This window comes from Paenibacillus sp. GL_099_B (assembly GCF_057835695.1).
On record NZ_CM174430.1, the window covers coordinates 6972245 to 6989507 of the forward strand.

Genomic DNA, 17263 nt, shown 5'->3' on the forward strand with positions numbered 1-17263 from the left:
TTTATTTATACGACGCTGCTTTAGTTGCTAGGCGTATTGTGTGATTTCATAAACTGTTCAAAATCGGGAACGGTTGGGTTGGCAATATAATGGCCACCCTCAACCTGGATGGTCTGACCGGTAATGAATTTGGACTCATCTGAGGCCAGGAATACGACGGTGTATCCAATATCATCGGGTTCCCCGTGATAAGGCAGTGCGTTATATTTTGCGAACATATCCAATACATCCGGAGGCATGTTATTCTGGGCTGCCGGGGTCAAGATCAATCCAGGTGCGACAGCATTGCAACGAATGTTATGCTTGCCATATTGGGTGGCAATATACCTTGTTAGATTCACTACTCCTGCTTTTGAGGCACCGTAAGCAACCCGAACCGCATCGCCTGTAAAGCCAGCCATGGAGGCCGTATTAATGATGGAACCCTCACCCGCTTCAATCATATGAGGGATGGCGAATCTACAGCCGAGCAACACGCTTTTCAGATTCACGTTCATCAGCCGATCCCACTCGTCCAGATCCACGTTAACCACGTCCAAATCCTTCTTCAGGTTGGTCAGGCCAACGTTGTTGAACAGACTGGTGAGCTTACCATATTGCTGCACCGCAAACTCGACAGCTTCCTTAATCGAAAATTCGTCTCCGGCATCAAGAAATACGGCTACTGCATCTCCGCCTTCAGCTTGAATGTTCGCTGCCGCTTCTTTTGCCCCATTGACATTGAAATCAGCAATAACGACTTTCGCTCCTTCTCTCGCCATCAATTGGGCTGCGGACAATCCTATTCCAGAAGCACCTCCAGTTACAAGGGCTACTTTGTCTTTCATTCTCAACATGGTTCTCAAGCTCCTTTCATAAAGAAACCGAAAATAAATAGCAGCTCTATTATTTAGTTATTTAGATGACTAAATATTAGATGTCTAAATAATAGCAGAGGAATTGTCTTTCTGCAACGCATACGGCCCTATATCCTTATTTTGGATATCTTTAGCGAAGCAAGCGAAGTGTTTAAAATGGAAATTGGAAAAACCGGATAAGGATAACCTTATCCGGTTGGCTTAATTAGGTCCTTTAGTTGGCCTATTTTTAATTCAACAATTCAACACAGTCATACACCCACCCGGCACTTAACCAATTGCCTAAATCGCTGGAGCCACTGATCGGCGTAATGGTTACCGTGTTTGCCCCATTAACGAAATAGGAAGCCGGGATATTCCAGGAAAAGGTTGTATTGTTGCCCCGATAGGTTCCAATCGTAAAGCTGCGCGAATTCGGTTGGGAGGAAGCTGCCGGATTCGTTAACGTCTGACCGTTAATCGTTACGCTGGGTCTTCCATTGTTGTATGCTGCGGTAATACCGATGTTAAGTACATGCGAAGATGCCGCTTGGGAAGAGTTCAGGCTAAAGGTAACGGTTGTGGGCGAGTTTTGTCCACGGAACTGAATCGCTGGGAACTTGTTGTTTGCACTGCCGGTCGCATAACTGACAGGGCCCCAGCTTGGATTACGGCTATCGGATGGATGACGAATCGGTATCGTCTGGCCGTTCAGGAACTCCGACGGTGTACCGTCCCAATTCCCAATGCGCCAGATGCTGGATGCTTTACTTGGGTCATTGTTGATCGTACGTGTATTCAGCGTTGTCGTTGATTCTCCAGTGACGTTCACACTTTCCGTATAGACGGCCAGTTCCCCCTTATACACCGTCATGGTGTATGTACCCGGAATCATACTGTATTTGGCAGCTGCCCCGTTCGAAGAGGCATTCACCCAATATTGGGCGTTGCTGTTGGCAAAACCAACTGTATATGCATAACCCGTATCCATGCCAGAGAGCCTGTTAAGCACGACATTACCTCGGCTGGACACCCAACCAGTCAGGTTAAGACCCGACATCCAGCTAAAATCAGGTACGCTTGGCGTTGCGCCGGTGGTGAAGATCAAGGCATACGGCCCATGCAGGCCCATACGCCAACTTTCTGTCTGGGCATGTCCTGAATTCATGTAATTGTAGACCTCCGTATCCCCACCACTCTGGAACTGGATATCACGGAAGAACGGACCTCCCGAGCTTTTCTCTCGGTCGCCATAGGCCATAAACACGCCTAAACCGTTACCCGTAACGCCTCGAATGGTCAGATCCTTGGCCTGATCGTTGCCGTAATACTTCGAGGTACTCTGTCCGTTGGCGTAACCAAAAACGTCCTGGCTCTCAATTGCTCCGGTATAGTTCCGATTATTCGAATTGGCCGGAACCCCTGTCAATACGCTGCCGTTGCCCCGGAAAATATATCGCAATTCACCTACAGACGGTTCTGCTGTGACGTACGTTGCCATATAGATGATGTTCTCACCACCACGTGATGCATAGTAGTGGGTAAGCGTGCTGGTGGAGACGGTGATCAATACGGTTGATCCCGAAGGAGAGGTGTTCCAGGTTACATTGGCTGAGCCCAAACCAGAGCCGATATGGGACCCCTTGCTGGAGCCGTTCAGCTCCGTTCCGTTCATTTTGGCTGATATGATATCGCCATTGGTTTTATTCACCGTGTATACCAGCCCTGCTCCTGTATTCACTTCAATCCTTGACCCGTTATCCGTAACATTGATGGTGGCTGCGTGTCCGGTGGATGTTGGATATAATAGCGCTGCTGCCATCATCACCAGTAATAGAAACGAACTGAATCCCTTCTTCATTAAACGTCTGCTCACGAGCTAATCCCTCCCTGGAATCGTTTTTTAACGTTTTCGTAATGGGCCAAAATCAGATTTAAATATCGTATATGCGATAGCTGAACTAGAAGTGAAGCGCTTACATTATAATGTATGACAAACGAGCCTATGTCTCATCTCGGTATTCTTGCTGCGTGCGGCATATCCATGGGGTCAACAATCTTCCCTATCGTTCTCTTGTACCACCTCCTGTATAGAAATAATCTGCATTCAACTTACTGGTAATATCAATAAAATAATACCATTATATTACATATTGTTGCAATGAAAATAGCTATCTACCTACCATAATCCCTCTCTATTTTTTTATTATATCCAGATAAAAAATAGCGACCGCTCTCCGTAACCCTACCGGAAATCAATCGCCTCTACTTTCCTATCCAAAATATCTGTCCAGTGTTCCCCTCGTGAACTTGAAACTTGAAACTCAGAAGCGTCCTACCGCTACGAACACAGCTAATACCAGGAAAACGATATTCACAACAATTTGCTTATACTCCTTACGGGCAATGTGGAATATGGCTCCTAACAGCACAACGACAGCTAGGCCAATGGCCGCCAGCGGTGTCAATCCAGGGGCGATATTCGTTGCTTGAGGAACAATAAGTCCAATGACCCCAACCAGTTCCATGACCCCGATAAAAAATACCAGCCCTCTTGAAACTTCGTTTGCCCAAGGCCACGATTTCTTTGCCTGCTCATACTGGAACGCCTTCATCCATCCCGAGAAAATAAATCCTACACCCAATATGCCTTGTACAATCCATAACGCCATATTCATAACTCGTAAGCCCCTCTTCTTGTTTATGATCAACACCTAGGCATATAATATTTTATGGGGTAACTATTTGGAAGTAGGCACTTAAACTAAACATAGTATACAAAAAGAAACCTTAGATAAATAAAGGATTGGAGGGCTTCCTATGAGTACTTACTGCAAGTTTGAAACGGCGTTGGACATCCTTGTTGGGAAATGGAAACCGGTGATTTTACTTCGGCTTTTCGCCAATGGCACCATGAGATTTAGTGAACTTCAGAGGGCCATCCCTGACATTACCAAGAAAATGCTGACCCAACAATTAAGGGAATTGGAGTATCACGACATCGTCCATCGTGAGATCTATCAGCAGATTCCTCCCAAAGTCGAGTACTCCATCACGGAGTACGGTCAACGAATGGCCCCTTTATTACAGGCCATGAATGATTGGGGTGAGGGTCACATCACTCATTTGAACGAGCTTTATGGGGAAGATCCGACGACAGAGCTGCCTGAACGCAGCTAAACAATACACACGGTGATCTCACCATCAACATTACGTCCTTCTTCTACCGCATGGAATGAGAGGATTTCAACTGAAAAAGCTGCATCCTTTGTGACGGATGCAGCCTCTTCAATATTTATATAACAGGAAGCTATAACCTTCTTTACAGTGAACCCTCAAGGTTTGCAGGTTGATTTCCCTCATTCACCAAACCTTGAATAAAGGTCTCAACATCGGGCGCAAGCCAAGTGATCTTGTAGCCTTCTGCTTTATTCACATGAACAACCTCGGGCTCACCGGCATTGCCAGATTCACGATAATCCAGCATCACGACCTCCGAATCGGAAGGGCACTCAGACAGAACGACACCGATTTCGGGGTACCCCCCTTGTTCGATGATCACCCGGCTTCCAGCTTCTCCACACAGTGAATGTGCCTTTTCCCGTCCAATACCCAGGATATTCGAAATTTCAACTTGAATCTTCCCATCATTCTCCGCCTGACTAACCGGAAAATAACGATAGTGGGGAACACCACCATTATGTAGTTTCATCATGTTCACATAGAATGTCGGCAGCTTGAACACCAATTGCTCCTCCACCGCTTCAATTTGCTCATCGGTAGGAGGGGACAACACATATTGATCGACGTTTGCTGGACTGTCATTCCAGAAGCTCGTCGATTCGGCATGGATACCAGGTGCAGCTTCGATGGTGATTTCAGTCACCGAGTGGACTGTATCCACGGGCTCCTCTACCACTTCTTCTGTAAGCTTGTCTGCTGTTTTATTCCGAATCCATTCCAGGAACTCCTGTGTATCCTCATCTCCCGGCTCCAATCGGTCCGCTGCTTCGAAAGCTTCACGCGCGTTCTCATATTGCTCCAAATAATAATACGCCAGACCAATGCGGTAATGCCAAAGCGGATCATTCTGTCCCTCTGCTTCAACCGACAGGAATTGCTCCACTGCCTCCTGGTAACGCTCCATATTATTCAGCGCTCTACCCAGATGGTTGACCAGAATATAATCCCGCTCCTCCTCCGGAACCTCTGTAATCGCATCCACAATCTCTTCATATTCATCCTGTTCATGCCAAGCCTCTAGCCGTTCCAAGAGTTCATCATTCATTGATCTTGCCTCCCTCTCTTATTCGTTGTAGAAATTATATCATTTAGGTGCTGCCTGCTCCAAAAAAGGCGATTGTCACCAACTTAGCCCCCGATGAAATGTTCAACTTTCGGAACGATAGAGTGTCTCTTTTAATATCCTTGTGACGAACGCGGTTTTATTATCACAATAACGATCGATATCGGATCGATACTGCTCCGCTAGCCTGATTTTTAATTGTTGGTATTCATTGCGTGCCGTCTCATTAACTCTTAAATAGTCTCTTAACGCGATATGTTCCAGATATCCTTTTCCATCCTTAGGACAAACATATAAATGATACTTCATATGTTCATCTTGAAACGTCCTTTGAAAGGCTTCTCTTCCTTCAATGCCCAGATTCCCTTGGTATTCGTATCCTTGTAGTGCCAACCGCTTAATAATCTCTGGGAGTACATCATAGCTATCAATGACAACATCCAAATCAATAACGGGTTTAGCTGATAAACCCTCAACTGATGTACTACCCACATGCTCTACTTTTAGAATCAAGTCACCGATATATCTGATTATCATTTCTTTTATCTGTTCAAAAGCGACTTTCCATTGCGGGTCGTATGGAACGACCTCAATAGTAGGTGTTTTTTCGGCCATGATGATCCCCTCCCTAAATCCATGGTATTCATTATCTCCCCTCGTTCATGTTGAATTCACAATTGTGTATTACCGTTAAACAATACTTCAACTACAGTCGTCAACATTCACGAGGAGGATATTCCTTATGTATCAGATTATTATTGAGTTTGTAAGTATCTTTCTAGCCGGCATCCTGGCTGGTGAAGAGTTTGTGGTACGTTATGGAGTGCATGTGTCCCTGGCTAAGCTGGATGAACCTTCGCAGATTCGGGTTCGACAAGCACTAATACTGAAATTACGTTTACTTGTACCTGCCATCTTTCTACCCACGGCCATTTCAGGGGTTGCAGTTCTCATGATGAATGGTTCCGAACCCGGATTCGAGTTCCGCTGGGCAGGCGTTCTTGCTTTACTTATCTTTATTTTAACTACGCTTATCGGTACCGTGCCTATTAACAAAGGTGCGCTCGCCTGGAATCCCGATGCACCACCAAGCAATTGGAAGCAGTTAGTGAGACAATGGGAGCGATTAGACGTGGTTCGTTCTTCGGCGGCAACTTTGGCTTTTGTGTTCTTCTTGACGGCAGTGGCGCTGCAGTTAGTTGGAAATTAAAACGGGCCTTGCTGCCTATTCTTATTTGGTATTCATAACAAGAGAATACTTATTGAAAATCCAAGAGTCCTTCAACTCGTTTACAGCACGTTGGCTGACACGAACGGATGGCTTCTGCTCTTGCATGGCATCTACTCCAGGTACGGAGAAACGAAGCAGTTTGGTCATTTTTTTGATTTCGCTCGCCACTTCATCATAAAACGTATACGTTAACGGCTGATGCTCCCGAATATCCTCATAGATATAATATTTCCCTTTTTCATCTTCCAGATTGATTTGAAACCCTTTCCTGTTCTAGGGCAAAAGAGATCGAATATACGAAGTAAGGGTGTCCCCCCTCCCTGTTCTCTTTTTCAGCAGCAGCATAGAACTGATAAAATCGGCTATAGGCCTCGTATACCTGATTGTAATCATACTTGGTTTGCGCATGGTTGGATCTGATAAATTGCGCCTGTTTCTGCTCAAAAAGAGCTAACAAACTTTTGAACTCTTGGGGTGTAATGAAGAATTTTAATTTGTAAAATCCAGCGTTCTTTAATCGTTCCATTCTCTCACCGCCAATTCTAAAATGGGGAGCACTCATCTAGGTAACTATATATTTCTTCGCTCATATAACACCGTCCACCAAAGTTATCAGAATTTAGATCACAATACATCCGACCAATATCCTGATTCTACATTCACAACAAAAAGAGCAGCACTCCGCTGCTCTTCTCTATCCTCAATATTCACATGTGATGGACTCAAGCCAAATACTCCGCCATAATCTGCTCGATATCAAACGGGGTAATTCCTTGCTCCACCGAATAGATCGTATCAGCCTGATCCAACGTATCCACCAGTTCACCCCTGGCCTTGGCATGAAGCGTGAACAAGTCGTAGAGATCCGGTTTACGGAGCGTGGTCAGGGCTTTGCCCATCAGGACCATCCCTTTTTGATTACCCTCGACATTATTGTAATATTCCGGGTGCCTAGTCAGTGCCAGATCCGTCCAAATGACCGTACGCTTCACTAGATCCATAATGACGGGAATGGCAATCTGTGTATCTGCCGTGATATCAATCTTGTTTGCCACCGTGGACGGCTCGAAGATCTCACCAGAACCCGGCTTCTTCCGCATCATCCAGCCCACAAAGCATTCCGGCAAATCGCAATATGGATGACTCGTAAAGGAAAGCAGACTCGCCACCACATAACGTCCACCATAATCAACAATTGACGGAATATGCAGGTCAATGAACTCGCTCGCACCATGAGGCGCTGTCACGATATCACCGCTGTGAACAGCCTTGTAGTTGGATGAACGCAGATTCGTATAGGAGATGTGCTCTACATAGTTCCAGTTCTCATCGTACATCACCGCAGACAGATCGATATCCACGCGCCCCGTTGCTTGACCATTCACGTTCCCTTCCTTCCACCAGTTGAAGAAACGAATCGTATCTCCCTCGGCCATCGGCACCCGGCTTCCCCGAACAATCGTATGAAGGGACTTGCTCGCCGATCTTTGGGAAAAAGGAACCAGATAATCATGGAGCTGTGGATCGACATACGTCTTTCCAAGCGAAGGAAGGGCGGCGAAACGCTGCACCAGCGCCTGCTCACACATCTGCACGACGGCACGACAAGTGTCATCGTCCATCTCGGGAAGCTGATTCGGAATGGCGAAAGCCTTCGCTACATTGCCTTTCGGGAAAAATACACGCAGATCCTGCGGTTCATTACGCCGGGCAAAATGCTGCTTTACCTGCAATAATACCGGGGTCGATACGTGCTCCAGAATTTCTCCGAACGCCAGCAATACATACTCCTTATCCGTGGTAGAGCGCAACAAGTGATCCAATCTTCTCGCAAATTCACCAGGGCGCTGCTTCAGCAGCTCAATCAAACTCCACACATTCTGGTATTGGAAGGCAAGCTCCACACTCCCGTTAAAGGTCGTAAACGACTTGTTATTACGCAAAATATCAAAAGCTTCCTCGCATCGCGGATACCGCAGCTTATATTCAGATGGATGCAGAATTTCGCCCAGACGAATCCAGCGATCCTTATATCGAAGCATGTCTTCCGTAATTGAACCGCATTGCTCCAACAAACCGAGCAACAGGCGTCTCTCACGCCGCTTGAATTTACGGAAAGGCGAAGCTAGAGCCAGGCTGACATCCCCACCCGACCAAGCCACAGCGAGACGAAGCACATCGGTTGCCGTTCTGAAATACGGGCCGATTCGGTCGATATTGGCCTTTTCATACGTTAATAACGAAGCTACTACGAACCCAACATTTTCCTTGAAAGGAATCTCGGCTGGCAACAGCGCATCTACTTCATCCGGTTCCGCATGCTCCAGCACCGTATCGATATCTGCTTTGTCTGTCTCCGAGATGGAGCCCTTCGCTTCAATTAGTTGGCGGATGAGCGTCTGGAAGTCTTGCTTGTTGCCGAGGCCAATGACTTTCAGGTTCACTTTATCCAGCAAAGGTACTCTTTCCACGGGTTCGCGATTCGGATACACCAAGGTCAGATAATGAAGGATAGCATTCAGGTAGAGTTCCACCTCATCTTCCTCCATCACCTGCGCCGGGAATCCAGGGTACATCGGTTTGTAGTCCACATGTGCACCGACCATGATTCTCAGATCAGCCACAACCTGGGCCACCAATGCTTCAAATGGTTCCTTGGATAATGTTCGCACGGCTTGCATCAACTCATCCGAGAATGTGTATCCAAGCGTTTCTATATTTTTAAGGGCAGTCGCCAAATAAACCTTCGGCAGCTGTTTCTCCCCTTGTTCTTGCTCAATCATAAGTTTGTTCGCTCTTCGCAAATAAATGATATTGTTCATGATAAAAGAGTCCAGGAAAGCCATATCCCTAAAAACTTGGTCTGGTGTAGAAGGAAGGAATATGATAGCCTGGACGCCTCCTCTCTGAATTGAGATCTTCAGGAAAGCGGCGACCCTAAGTTCGCCAATGAAGTTAGAAGGAAGGATCGCCATAGCCTGAAGGCCAAAGGTCCGAAGCTTGTGACCCGAACCTTTGATGAACCCATCATCTCAGATTCCACGATCTCCCAACAGGGCGAAAGTATTACGACTGGTTAAATCAAGGGGAAATCTCTGACTTGCGTAGAGTAGTTCTGGAGAGCTGCATACAGCTGATGGTAAATAAGAAAAGAGCTAAGCACGGTTTTTAGCCGGCCTAGCTCTTTATCACACCTATTATAGAGCAGGATGCATATGTCTCGTTACATACGAACGGCTGTTTTTTCAGCCGTCAACCCAAGCACCCGAGCGGTTGAAGCATGTACCTGGTTTAATAGACTAAGATTGTCAACCAGTGATTCGCCATAGGAAGGAACCATTTCCTTGATCTTTGATTCCCAGGCATTCATATGCTGCGGGAAACACTTTTGGAGGATCTCCAGCATCACGTGAACCGCAGTTGAAGCACCAGGTGAAGCTCCGAGCAATGCCGCAATCGAGCCATCCGCCGCAGTGACTACCTCCGTGCCGAATTGAAGGGTTCCTTTGCCGCCTTGAGCCGTATCCTTAATTACCTGCACACGTTGGCCTGCCAGTACCATATCCCAATCCTCGCTCTTCGCATCCGGAACAAAGTCACGCAATTCGGCCATGCGTTGTTCTTTGGATAACATGAGTTGTTGGATCAGGTATTTGGTTAGTGAAATTTCTTTGACGCCTGCCGCGAGCATCGTGAGCAAGTTGTGCAGCTTCACCGACGTAATCAGATCGGCATTGGAGCCCGTCTTTAAGAACTTTGGTGAGAACCCGGCAAACGGTCCAAATAGCAAAGACTTCTGATTCTCAATAAATCGAGTATCCAGATGGGGAACAGACATTGGCGGAGCACCCACCGAAGCTTTTCCATATACTTTGGCATGATGCTGTTCCACGACTTTCGGATTTTTGCACACCATAAAGATGCCGCTAACCGGGAAACCGCCAATATGTTTGCCTTCGGGAATGCCGGATTTTTGCAACAAATGCAAGCTGCCGCCCCCTGCCCCGATAAACACAAACTTCGCTGTGTGGCGCTTAACAGCACCACTGCCCAGATCTTTCACTGTTAATTCCCAAGATCCATTGCTTGTGCGTTTCATATTCTTCACGCTATGTTGGTAGTGGATATCCACGTTTTGGCTCTTTAAGTGTTCCATTAGCATACGCGTTAAAGCACCAAAGTTAACGTCCGTACCGGAGTCAATTTTGGTGGCTGCAATCGGTTCATTGCCCGTGCGGTTTTTCATCATCAGCGGAATCCATTCCGCCAGTTTTTTCTTATTATCCGAGAATTCCATGCCAACGAATAACGGATGTTTCGATAACGCTTCAAAGCGTCTTTTTAGAAACAGGACATTCTGCTCTCCATGTACATAACTCAAATGAGGGAGCGGCATAATGAAGTCCCGCGGATTACGAATCAGATTGCTTTTGACGAGATAGGACCAAAATTGCCTTGAGATTTGAAAATGCTCATTCACCTTAATCGCTTTGCTAATATCTACGGATCCGTCTGGTCGTTCAACGGTATAGTTAAGTTCGCACAATGCTGAATGCCCGGTTCCGGCATTATTCCATTCGTTGGAGCTTTCCTCCCCCGCACTGGCGAGCTTCTCAAAAACCTTAATATTCCAGTCTGGTGCCAATTGTTTAAGCAAAGTTCCCAAAGTTGCACTCATAATTCCGGCACCAATCAAGATAACATCTGTACTCGTTTGTCCCTGGCTCATGTCTACCGTCCTTATATCCTATATTTGCCAAAAGGATGTAAGCGTTATCGATTTGGCATTGCAGCAAGCCCCATTCTTGAACAGGCCCGCCCCTTCTCTGAATGATATAACCTTGATCTAGTGTATCAATAATATGGGTCAATTTAAATATGCAATTTGAAGATATTTGCTATTCCATCAGTATACGCTAGTTTATGTCAGATAGATAACCCGGTTATAGGGCTGAAAGATTAATTTGTTCAATAAAAAGTATATTTAGGCATTGCATTCATTGAATTGGTACAACTCACATCCCGGAGGCGACTAGTTTTCCAAAATGGGTACGTCTACAAGGCTTTAATAAATCTCAGAGAAGTGAACGATTTATTGTATAAAACGGATTGTCAAACCAAGTGCGACAGTTCCTTTATGAAAGATTCGTGAGCGGTTTTCCAGCCCAGACATTTTCGGGGGCGATGGTTGATTAAGTGAAGCGAACGCTCCAATGTTGCATCTGATATTTGCTTAAAGTCCGTGCCCTTGGGAAAGAACTCTCGAAGTAAGCCGTTCGCATTCTCATTCGAACCGCGTTGCCAGGAAGAGTAAGGGTCAGCAAAATAAATCTGTACGTCGTGTGTTTGTTCCAGGTTCGCGTAGCAGGCGAACTCCTTGCCACGGTCTGCCGTAGCGGTTCGAAAAGCCTTAGTAGGATACTGAGCAGCGGCTACGCCAAAGGCGATCTCCATCGACAAAGCCGTCCGATCGGGCATTTGAATCGCGGTGTACAGACGTGTTTTCCGTTCAATGAAGGTTGCTACACAACCCTTGCTCTTTCCACGTCCCGAAACCACCGTGTCCAGTTCCCAATGCCCAAATGTTTCCCGAGAGCGAACGTCCTTCGGACGCTCGGAAATGGGTCTGCCTACAGCAAACTTACCGCGTGTTTCCGCAGGTTTCTGACGTTTACCTTTGTGCCGGAGTACATGCAAAGCACCTTTGGTTAGACGACCTGCATAGATCCAGCGGTAGATCGTTTTAAAACATACGGTGGGTCGATTTTCAGTTTTAAAGCGCTCCACGATCTGTTCAGGGGACCATGTGGCGTGCAACTTCTCTTCCAGCTCTTCAGCATGTGCTTTCGTCCATCTACCCTTGGATACGGAAGCTTTGCGGCGCTGCACATAAGCTTGTTGTGATCTTTCTGCCTGATAAGATTGTAGTTGAACATTCCGGCTGATCTCCCGGCAAATGGTCGTATGATGCCGACCAAGTTCCTCGGCGATGGCTCTTGCACTTTTCCCTTGTCGATGTAGGATTTCTAGCTTGCTGCGTTCGATTATGCTAAGATGTGAATAACTCATGGACTGATTCTCCTTGTGTGAATGCTGGTGTGGTAACTTTCATTCTACACGAATCAGGCTATGAGCCATTTTTTATTTCCAGTAGGTGTCGCACTTCATATTACAATCCGTCATAAATTAACAAACCTCTACGATATTATATGTATCTTTATAATATAGTTCTTTTTCTGTTTTGGATGCTAATCTCATGTCCCATGCCGGTATTTTAAATTTACTCTCTGAAGAGACCCCTTTAGCCTGAACGCTTTCTAAAAGAAATGTTCTGGGTAAGGATACTGAATAACTTATTACGTAAGCCAACTTATTCATTATTCAGCTCTCCTTGCATAACAAACTCTAAAAATTGTGTTGTTATTTCTGCGCACGCATCTTCATTAGGCAAATGGATAAATTTACTCAAATGTTTAATATCGGCCTCAAATAATTCAACCAATTTAATAATAGCTGTAGAATCCTGCATTTTAGCTCCAACAATTAGTTCAACGAATTCATCCTCTGGGATAATTGTTTGAGCATCCTTTTTTTCCATTTGTTCACCGCCTGTTGACTCATATTTAAGTGCTTTGCAACTTCTTCTTCAGTATGACCTTCAATGTAAACTTTATTTAGAATAGTCTTGCCTTGAGGAGGTAGCGATTGTAATAGCTGCTCTACCATAACCTTATCCTCCAAGTTAGTCGTGAAATTCCCTCCAAAGATATCAATATCATTAATAAAACACTCACGTTGTTTTACTTTTTTAGCACGATACTGCACTCTCCACCCAATACGGTAAACCTCTGTTTTGTAGCGTTCGTATGTTGTTTGTGGTTGTGATTTTTGCATTTCTCATCCCTCTTTTATTATTTTATTTGTTCTACTTAATATATAGGGGAATATAAAAATTGAAATTACAACCAACAAAAGAACATTTGTTCCTATTTATTATAGCATTTATTATCATATTGAGAAAGCTAAGAATCCGAACACTAGAAATTTAGCTAGTTTTCTACACTGTAAAATTAAATAGCTTTCCGGGTTGATAATTTTATCCTCATCTTCCATGTAAGCTAAAGAATTTAATTTTAAAAAAAATACTGGTTGTATAAATTGTTTCTTAATTGCCCTTATATGTGAGAGGCAATCCTGAACAGGATGTCTTATCATAAAAAAAGGTGGTTAATTATATGAGTTTAAGCGGAAAAAGTTTTATTATTGATCCAGGACATGGTGGCAAGTATGACGGTGTAACTTCTGGAAGTCGTAAAGAAAAAACAGTAACTCTAAATTTTAGTAATATCCTTAAGAACAAGCTTGAAGCGGAAGGTGCAAAGGTCTATATGACTCGAACTACCGATAAAGATTTCGGTGGAACTAATGCTGATGATGATATTAATAAACGCGTTAATTATATCAATCAAAATATGCCGGCTGTATCGGCATTGATAAGTATCCACGTTAACACTTACAAAGGAAGAATTGGTCCATTCTATCAAGAAGGTACAGTAGCGTCCAAAGCATTCGCCCAGGCCATTGCTAAGGAATATGGTACAGTGGCGCACGAAGGGAACTTTGCAATTCTACGAGATACAACACGCGCGAGCCAGAAAACATTGATTGAGATTGGACAAATCATTGAAGGTTGGTTGGATAATACCAAGGATCTCTCAAGTACTGCTGATTTTGTAGTTAAAGGAATCAAAAATCACTTCTAAGTATAAAGTATAAAAAAGCGAAGCTCCGGCTTCGCTTTTACTATATTTTAAAACTTTAACTTATAATATAATGATTTAGATGGGTTTAATGTTATAGACTAGGAATAATCAAAAAAAATTATGAGGGAGAACGTTGATGATTATAATAAGTGTGGTATTGCTGGTCGTAGGCATTATTTTTATTATTCGTGGACGAACTCTGGAAATTAGTAGTCAAAACAGAAAAACAATGCTCTGGATTGGGTCTGCTCTTATTGTAATGACCGTATTTCTAGTCATTATGGGGATTTTACAAATTACAGACATATCAACCAACGAGCAAGGGCATTGAGTAAGCTTGACGTTAAGGAAATTTTGTTTGCAATGCCTGGTATAAAAATCTCTATTTTTATAGCCACTTGTTAACAGACGACAACAATCAATTAACTCTGAAAAGAGTTCAATCGGTCGTTGTCGCTTTTATTTATAGAAATCTTGATTTAAATACTACTGAATTTTAGTTCATCTATTATCATTCCTTATCAACTATCTCTAAAGCGATGTTGCTAATATCTTGTACTGAAATATTTAGATGTCTCCAATACTTAAGAGGATAAACTGCACCACTTACAACCATTTCGCCTTGTCTTATGGTAAAACTCCCGCCTCGTTCAAAGAATTTTATCATCGGGTCGTAAAGATCGATGTATTGAATTGCTTCATCCACTCCTTGATCTGCTAATTCGGAGACTTCTAAATAGCCGCAGCAAATTACCTTCACATAAGGATTTCCTAGCGTGTCCAGTTTTGAACAGGCTCGATATACTTTTTCATCTATGGCTTTTCCAAGGGTTTTAGCAAAACTAAATAGGGGATATTGATCGATTGAAGCATCCATATCATTTAATAATTGATTAACGCGTCCCAGATATTCTTTAATCAGAACATGAGATGATTGTAGTGAGCTATCCTCGGTATCCTCAAATGAAATAGCCGACAGACGTTCAATAGCTGTGGTTAGTAGATGCCCCATGCGTTGTTCTCCTCTCAATCGACTATTAACCTATTTAGAGTTACGTACAAGACTAAATAACGCAGCCCTAGCAACTGCGTTATCGTTTGAATTTATGTTCCTTGATCTCAATCACTTTGTCCGAAATCCTCCATTATTTGTGCGGCTATAATACAACCAGCTAAGGACAAGAAAATAAAGTCCTAGACTGTCACCGTTTCTTTAAACTAACGTACCCGATAGTTTAGTCACTTAAAACGAATTATTCCCGCATGCCAATGAATTCTTCCGTCAATATGGCGGCCATGGCTAGTTCTCCAATGCGTTGATTTCATCACTCATCAGTTGAATGAGATCTTCGCGAGCATCTATTATGGCCGGATTATACAACTGAATGAAATCATTCGAGTCTACCTCTATCTGGACCTCTTTCTGTTCTGCCCCCACTATCGGCTTTTTAATCTGATTGCGTTCATAAATATACTCTTCTATATACTGTTCAGTCGATATTCTGCTAAGACTTGATTGGTACTTATCTATCGCTGCATCAATTTCTGGTCCAAACATTGCTTTGGCCATATAGAAAGATCCGTTCAACTCTATCGAAGTTCTGTCGAATTCGTCTGCATATTTATATGCCAACGGAAAGTCTTTTTCCATTTTCTCGTATAACTTCCCATTCTGCTCAGTCGTCAAACTTTTCCCGTAGGATTGAATGCTAAACGCCAATGAAATAAGCAACTTAGAGTGGATCAGCGACTGTTGCTTGGACATGTTTGCGGAAATTTCCTCAAATATAGCGAATTTCCTTTCGTCAATATTATTTTTTAGATTATCTTGTTGCGTCGCTTTGTACTGTGTTTCCCATGAATTTTGTGTAGTCTCGGCAATTACCAGAGCAGAAATTACGGCCGTCAACATCCCTCCTAAGATCGTGATTAGATGCAAGATCAATGGATTTCGCTCTGCCCTCCCATTGACTTTGTTACCGGAAATTCTAGATCTACTCTTGTTCTCCGTGTTATTGCTTCGAATTATTCTTGATCTCCGACTCATGTTCTTCTCCTTTTGTCTAGTTGTCTTATCAACAATAACAAACAGATTCCTATTCTTCACAGTCGTCGACACCGATGATACCCCTGAAGGAGAAATTGGAACTGCTGTCGGTAGATTAATGGCGTTTTCAGTCTAACACTTTAATTTCCTAGTCTACAACTTTATTTTCTTCGAACGGCTGCAGCTGCCTTGCCATCTGCACCGCCTTCCGTCCGGGAACCAGGAATGTGATCGGGATCAGCATGTGCTACTTGCTCCGGATCGTATGCGGAGCTGCGACTGCGCTGCTTGGGCAACTTCACCAGTAGATAATTAGCAGGACTATTCTCGTATATATGTAACGTCTCAGAATAGTTCAATAATAATATATAAAAACTAAGACATGGAAATCCATGTTGTTCAGACTAAGATTATCAAAATTACAGCTAGTCATATACGATTGTTCCAAACACACACCAGTTAACTCATAATGTTGAAAATCAACTTCCTGTAATCGTAGCTTCTCACCTTCTTGACCACTAGTCTCAACCCATTTTTTTTAAAGCACAAATTTAAGGTCTAAATTTTTTTTCATAATCTTAAAGGTCAACCTTTTTCAAAAAAAGTTCTAATAACTCAGCGTACCCTTCCTGATCTTCTTCATCAGCCCATTCGAATTGAGAAAGATCACTCTTGATAGTCTGGAGTAATCTTTTTAGTTGTGATAAGTCTCTGAAATTATTCGTTTCAATAGAATAAAGAAGCTTCAACAGATGTCCATCATACATCTCCCCAGCAAGAGGATCTTCTGATAAAATTTCTATAGCCTTTTCTATACCAAGATCTATAAGCACATGTTGGCCCAACATTCTACTAACATCTTCTAAGTCAAGCTCACTCACTTTCTTATTAATAAGTCTATCGCACCAATGATCCAAAGGTGAATCAGACTTATCAGTCTGAATATTTTGATCTATTGAATATATTTCTTTAATTAATTTACTCATTTATTTTATTCAGCTCCTGCATTAGGTAATACTAATATAAAATAAATCTGAAATTTATAGAGCGAACATTTCTTATGATTGTTCAGAAATAGCG

At 43.6% G+C, this 17263-nt stretch carries 19 protein-coding genes; 3 read left to right on the forward strand and 16 right to left on the reverse strand.

Going from position 1 to position 17263, the window contains the following annotated elements:
- Nucleotides 1-20: 20 nt before the first annotated feature.
- The 3 genes from AC3ITG_RS31630 to AC3ITG_RS31640 form a co-directional block, all read right to left on the reverse strand.
- Nucleotides 21-836: an SDR family NAD(P)-dependent oxidoreductase gene (locus AC3ITG_RS31630; protein WP_163755876.1), complete on the reverse strand. Its 816-nt coding sequence runs from the start codon at nucleotides 834-836 to the stop codon at nucleotides 21-23.
- A gap of 250 nt (nucleotides 837-1086) precedes the next feature.
- Nucleotides 1087-2712, reverse strand: a complete 1626-nt coding sequence (locus AC3ITG_RS31635) for a rhamnogalacturonan lyase B N-terminal domain-containing protein (RefSeq protein WP_489252406.1) — start codon at nucleotides 2710-2712, stop codon at nucleotides 1087-1089.
- A gap of 448 nt (nucleotides 2713-3160) precedes the next feature.
- Nucleotides 3161-3514 (reverse strand): DoxX family protein, encoded by a 354-nt coding sequence (locus AC3ITG_RS31640; RefSeq protein ID WP_489252407.1) that lies wholly within the window; start codon nucleotides 3512-3514, stop codon nucleotides 3161-3163.
- Between the two features lie 142 nt (nucleotides 3515-3656).
- Between AC3ITG_RS31640 and AC3ITG_RS31645 the strand changes: the two genes are divergently transcribed.
- Nucleotides 3657-4016, forward strand: coding sequence for a winged helix-turn-helix transcriptional regulator (locus AC3ITG_RS31645; protein ID WP_489252408.1), 360 nt, complete (start codon nucleotides 3657-3659; stop codon nucleotides 4014-4016).
- Nucleotides 4017-4158: 142 nt separating this feature from the next.
- Here AC3ITG_RS31645 and AC3ITG_RS31650 read toward each other — a convergent pair whose 3' ends face one another.
- Nucleotides 4159-5124: an SMI1/KNR4 family protein gene (locus AC3ITG_RS31650; protein WP_489252409.1), complete on the reverse strand. Its 966-nt coding sequence runs from the start codon at nucleotides 5122-5124 to the stop codon at nucleotides 4159-4161.
- 102 nt (nucleotides 5125-5226) lie between these two features.
- Nucleotides 5227-5757 carry a GrpB family protein gene (locus AC3ITG_RS31655; RefSeq protein ID WP_489252410.1) on the reverse strand — a complete coding sequence of 177 codons (531 nt, stop codon included), beginning with the start codon at nucleotides 5755-5757 and terminating at the stop codon, nucleotides 5227-5229.
- A gap of 127 nt (nucleotides 5758-5884) precedes the next feature.
- Between AC3ITG_RS31655 and AC3ITG_RS31660 the strand changes: the two genes are divergently transcribed.
- Nucleotides 5885-6352: an anthrone oxygenase family protein gene (locus AC3ITG_RS31660; protein WP_489252411.1), complete on the forward strand. Its 468-nt coding sequence runs from the start codon at nucleotides 5885-5887 to the stop codon at nucleotides 6350-6352.
- 259 nt (nucleotides 6353-6611) lie between these two features.
- On the opposite strand, the gene AC3ITG_RS31665 is transcribed toward AC3ITG_RS31660, so the two are convergent.
- The 7 genes from AC3ITG_RS31665 to AC3ITG_RS31695 all read right to left on the reverse strand — a co-directional run bounded on the left by AC3ITG_RS31665 (nucleotide 6612) and on the right by AC3ITG_RS31695 (nucleotide 13267).
- Nucleotides 6612-6899 carry a hypothetical protein gene (locus AC3ITG_RS31665; RefSeq protein ID WP_489252412.1) on the reverse strand — a complete coding sequence of 96 codons (288 nt, stop codon included), beginning with the start codon at nucleotides 6897-6899 and terminating at the stop codon, nucleotides 6612-6614.
- A 196-nt stretch (nucleotides 6900-7095) separates the two neighbouring features.
- Complete coding sequence (locus AC3ITG_RS31670; protein ID WP_489252413.1) at nucleotides 7096-9195, reverse strand: TerD family protein; 2100 nt, start codon at nucleotides 9193-9195, stop codon at nucleotides 7096-7098.
- A gap of 401 nt (nucleotides 9196-9596) precedes the next feature.
- Nucleotides 9597-11102 carry a malate:quinone oxidoreductase gene (locus AC3ITG_RS31675; RefSeq protein WP_489252414.1) on the reverse strand — a complete coding sequence of 502 codons (1506 nt, stop codon included), beginning with the start codon at nucleotides 11100-11102 and terminating at the stop codon, nucleotides 9597-9599.
- A gap of 383 nt (nucleotides 11103-11485) precedes the next feature.
- The gene (locus tag AC3ITG_RS31680) at nucleotides 11486-12442 is read right to left on the reverse strand and encodes an IS30 family transposase (RefSeq protein ID WP_413372728.1); all 957 of its coding nucleotides are present in this window, start codon (nucleotides 12440-12442) and stop codon (nucleotides 11486-11488) included.
- A gap of 117 nt (nucleotides 12443-12559) precedes the next feature.
- Nucleotides 12560-12751, reverse strand: coding sequence for a hypothetical protein (locus tag AC3ITG_RS31685; protein ID WP_489252415.1), 192 nt, complete (start codon nucleotides 12749-12751; stop codon nucleotides 12560-12562).
- Complete coding sequence (locus tag AC3ITG_RS31690) at nucleotides 12744-12971, reverse strand: hypothetical protein (protein WP_452560574.1); 228 nt, start codon at nucleotides 12969-12971, stop codon at nucleotides 12744-12746. The genes AC3ITG_RS31685 and AC3ITG_RS31690 overlap by 8 nt, the downstream gene beginning before the upstream one ends.
- Nucleotides 12917-13267 carry an RNA polymerase sigma factor gene (locus AC3ITG_RS31695; RefSeq protein WP_452560576.1) on the reverse strand — a complete coding sequence of 117 codons (351 nt, stop codon included), beginning with the start codon at nucleotides 13265-13267 and terminating at the stop codon, nucleotides 12917-12919. Before AC3ITG_RS31695 ends, AC3ITG_RS31690 begins: the two co-directional genes overlap by 55 nt.
- A 341-nt stretch (nucleotides 13268-13608) precedes the next feature.
- On the opposite strand from AC3ITG_RS31695, the gene AC3ITG_RS31700 reads away from it, so the two are divergent.
- Nucleotides 13609-14136, forward strand: coding sequence for an N-acetylmuramoyl-L-alanine amidase family protein (locus AC3ITG_RS31700; RefSeq protein WP_024629607.1), 528 nt, complete (start codon nucleotides 13609-13611; stop codon nucleotides 14134-14136).
- Nucleotides 14137-14647: 511 nt separating this feature from the next.
- On the opposite strand, the gene AC3ITG_RS31705 is transcribed toward AC3ITG_RS31700, so the two are convergent.
- The 4 genes from AC3ITG_RS31705 to AC3ITG_RS31720 all read right to left on the reverse strand — a co-directional run bounded on the left by AC3ITG_RS31705 (nucleotide 14648) and on the right by AC3ITG_RS31720 (nucleotide 17169).
- Nucleotides 14648-15148 carry a hypothetical protein gene (locus AC3ITG_RS31705; RefSeq protein WP_452560578.1) on the reverse strand — a complete coding sequence of 167 codons (501 nt, stop codon included), beginning with the start codon at nucleotides 15146-15148 and terminating at the stop codon, nucleotides 14648-14650.
- 288 nt (nucleotides 15149-15436) lie between these two features.
- Entirely contained in the window at nucleotides 15437-16048 is a 612-nt protein-coding gene (locus AC3ITG_RS31710; protein ID WP_452560580.1) for a hypothetical protein, read from the reverse strand.
- A gap of 296 nt (nucleotides 16049-16344) precedes the next feature.
- The gene (locus AC3ITG_RS31715; protein WP_489252416.1) at nucleotides 16345-16479 is read right to left on the reverse strand and encodes a hypothetical protein; all 135 of its coding nucleotides are present in this window, start codon (nucleotides 16477-16479) and stop codon (nucleotides 16345-16347) included.
- Nucleotides 16480-16761: 282 nt separating this feature from the next.
- The gene (locus AC3ITG_RS31720; protein ID WP_452560584.1) at nucleotides 16762-17169 is read right to left on the reverse strand and encodes a contact-dependent growth inhibition system immunity protein; all 408 of its coding nucleotides are present in this window, start codon (nucleotides 17167-17169) and stop codon (nucleotides 16762-16764) included.
- Nucleotides 17170-17263: the final 94 nt, after the last annotated feature.

What these genes read in the sequence shown, in the direction of transcription:
- AC3ITG_RS31630 (WP_163755876.1), bottom strand. Translation starts at nt 836, where the DNA reads ATGTTGAGAATGAAAGACAAAGTAGCCCTTGTAACTGGAGGTGCTTCT.
- AC3ITG_RS31640 (WP_489252407.1), bottom strand. Translation starts at nt 3,514, where the DNA reads ATGAATATGGCGTTATGGATTGTACAAGGCATATTGGGTGTAGGATTT.
- AC3ITG_RS31645 (WP_489252408.1), top strand. Translation starts at nt 3,657, where the DNA reads ATGAGTACTTACTGCAAGTTTGAAACGGCGTTGGACATCCTTGTTGGG.
- AC3ITG_RS31650 (WP_489252409.1), bottom strand. Translation starts at nt 5,124, where the DNA reads ATGAATGATGAACTCTTGGAACGGCTAGAGGCTTGGCATGAACAGGAT.
- AC3ITG_RS31655 (WP_489252410.1), bottom strand. Translation starts at nt 5,757, where the DNA reads ATGGCCGAAAAAACACCTACTATTGAGGTCGTTCCATACGACCCGCAA.
- AC3ITG_RS31660 (WP_489252411.1), top strand. Translation starts at nt 5,885, where the DNA reads ATGTATCAGATTATTATTGAGTTTGTAAGTATCTTTCTAGCCGGCATC.
- AC3ITG_RS31665 (WP_489252412.1), bottom strand. Translation starts at nt 6,899, where the DNA reads ATGGAACGATTAAAGAACGCTGGATTTTACAAATTAAAATTCTTCATT.
- AC3ITG_RS31670 (WP_489252413.1), bottom strand. Translation starts at nt 9,195, where the DNA reads ATGAACAATATCATTTATTTGCGAAGAGCGAACAAACTTATGATTGAG.
- AC3ITG_RS31675 (WP_489252414.1), bottom strand. Translation starts at nt 11,102, where the DNA reads ATGAGCCAGGGACAAACGAGTACAGATGTTATCTTGATTGGTGCCGGA.
- AC3ITG_RS31680 (WP_413372728.1), bottom strand. Translation starts at nt 12,442, where the DNA reads ATGAGTTATTCACATCTTAGCATAATCGAACGCAGCAAGCTAGAAATC.
- AC3ITG_RS31685 (WP_489252415.1), bottom strand. Translation starts at nt 12,751, where the DNA reads ATGAATAAGTTGGCTTACGTAATAAGTTATTCAGTATCCTTACCCAGA.
- AC3ITG_RS31690 (WP_452560574.1), bottom strand. Translation starts at nt 12,971, where the DNA reads ATGGAAAAAAAGGATGCTCAAACAATTATCCCAGAGGATGAATTCGTT.
- AC3ITG_RS31695 (WP_452560576.1), bottom strand. Translation starts at nt 13,267, where the DNA reads ATGCAAAAATCACAACCACAAACAACATACGAACGCTACAAAACAGAG.
- AC3ITG_RS31700 (WP_024629607.1), top strand. Translation starts at nt 13,609, where the DNA reads ATGAGTTTAAGCGGAAAAAGTTTTATTATTGATCCAGGACATGGTGGC.
- AC3ITG_RS31705 (WP_452560578.1), bottom strand. Translation starts at nt 15,148, where the DNA reads ATGGGGCATCTACTAACCACAGCTATTGAACGTCTGTCGGCTATTTCA.
- AC3ITG_RS31710 (WP_452560580.1), bottom strand. Translation starts at nt 16,048, where the DNA reads ATGTTGACGGCCGTAATTTCTGCTCTGGTAATTGCCGAGACTACACAA.
- AC3ITG_RS31720 (WP_452560584.1), bottom strand. Translation starts at nt 17,169, where the DNA reads ATGAGTAAATTAATTAAAGAAATATATTCAATAGATCAAAATATTCAG.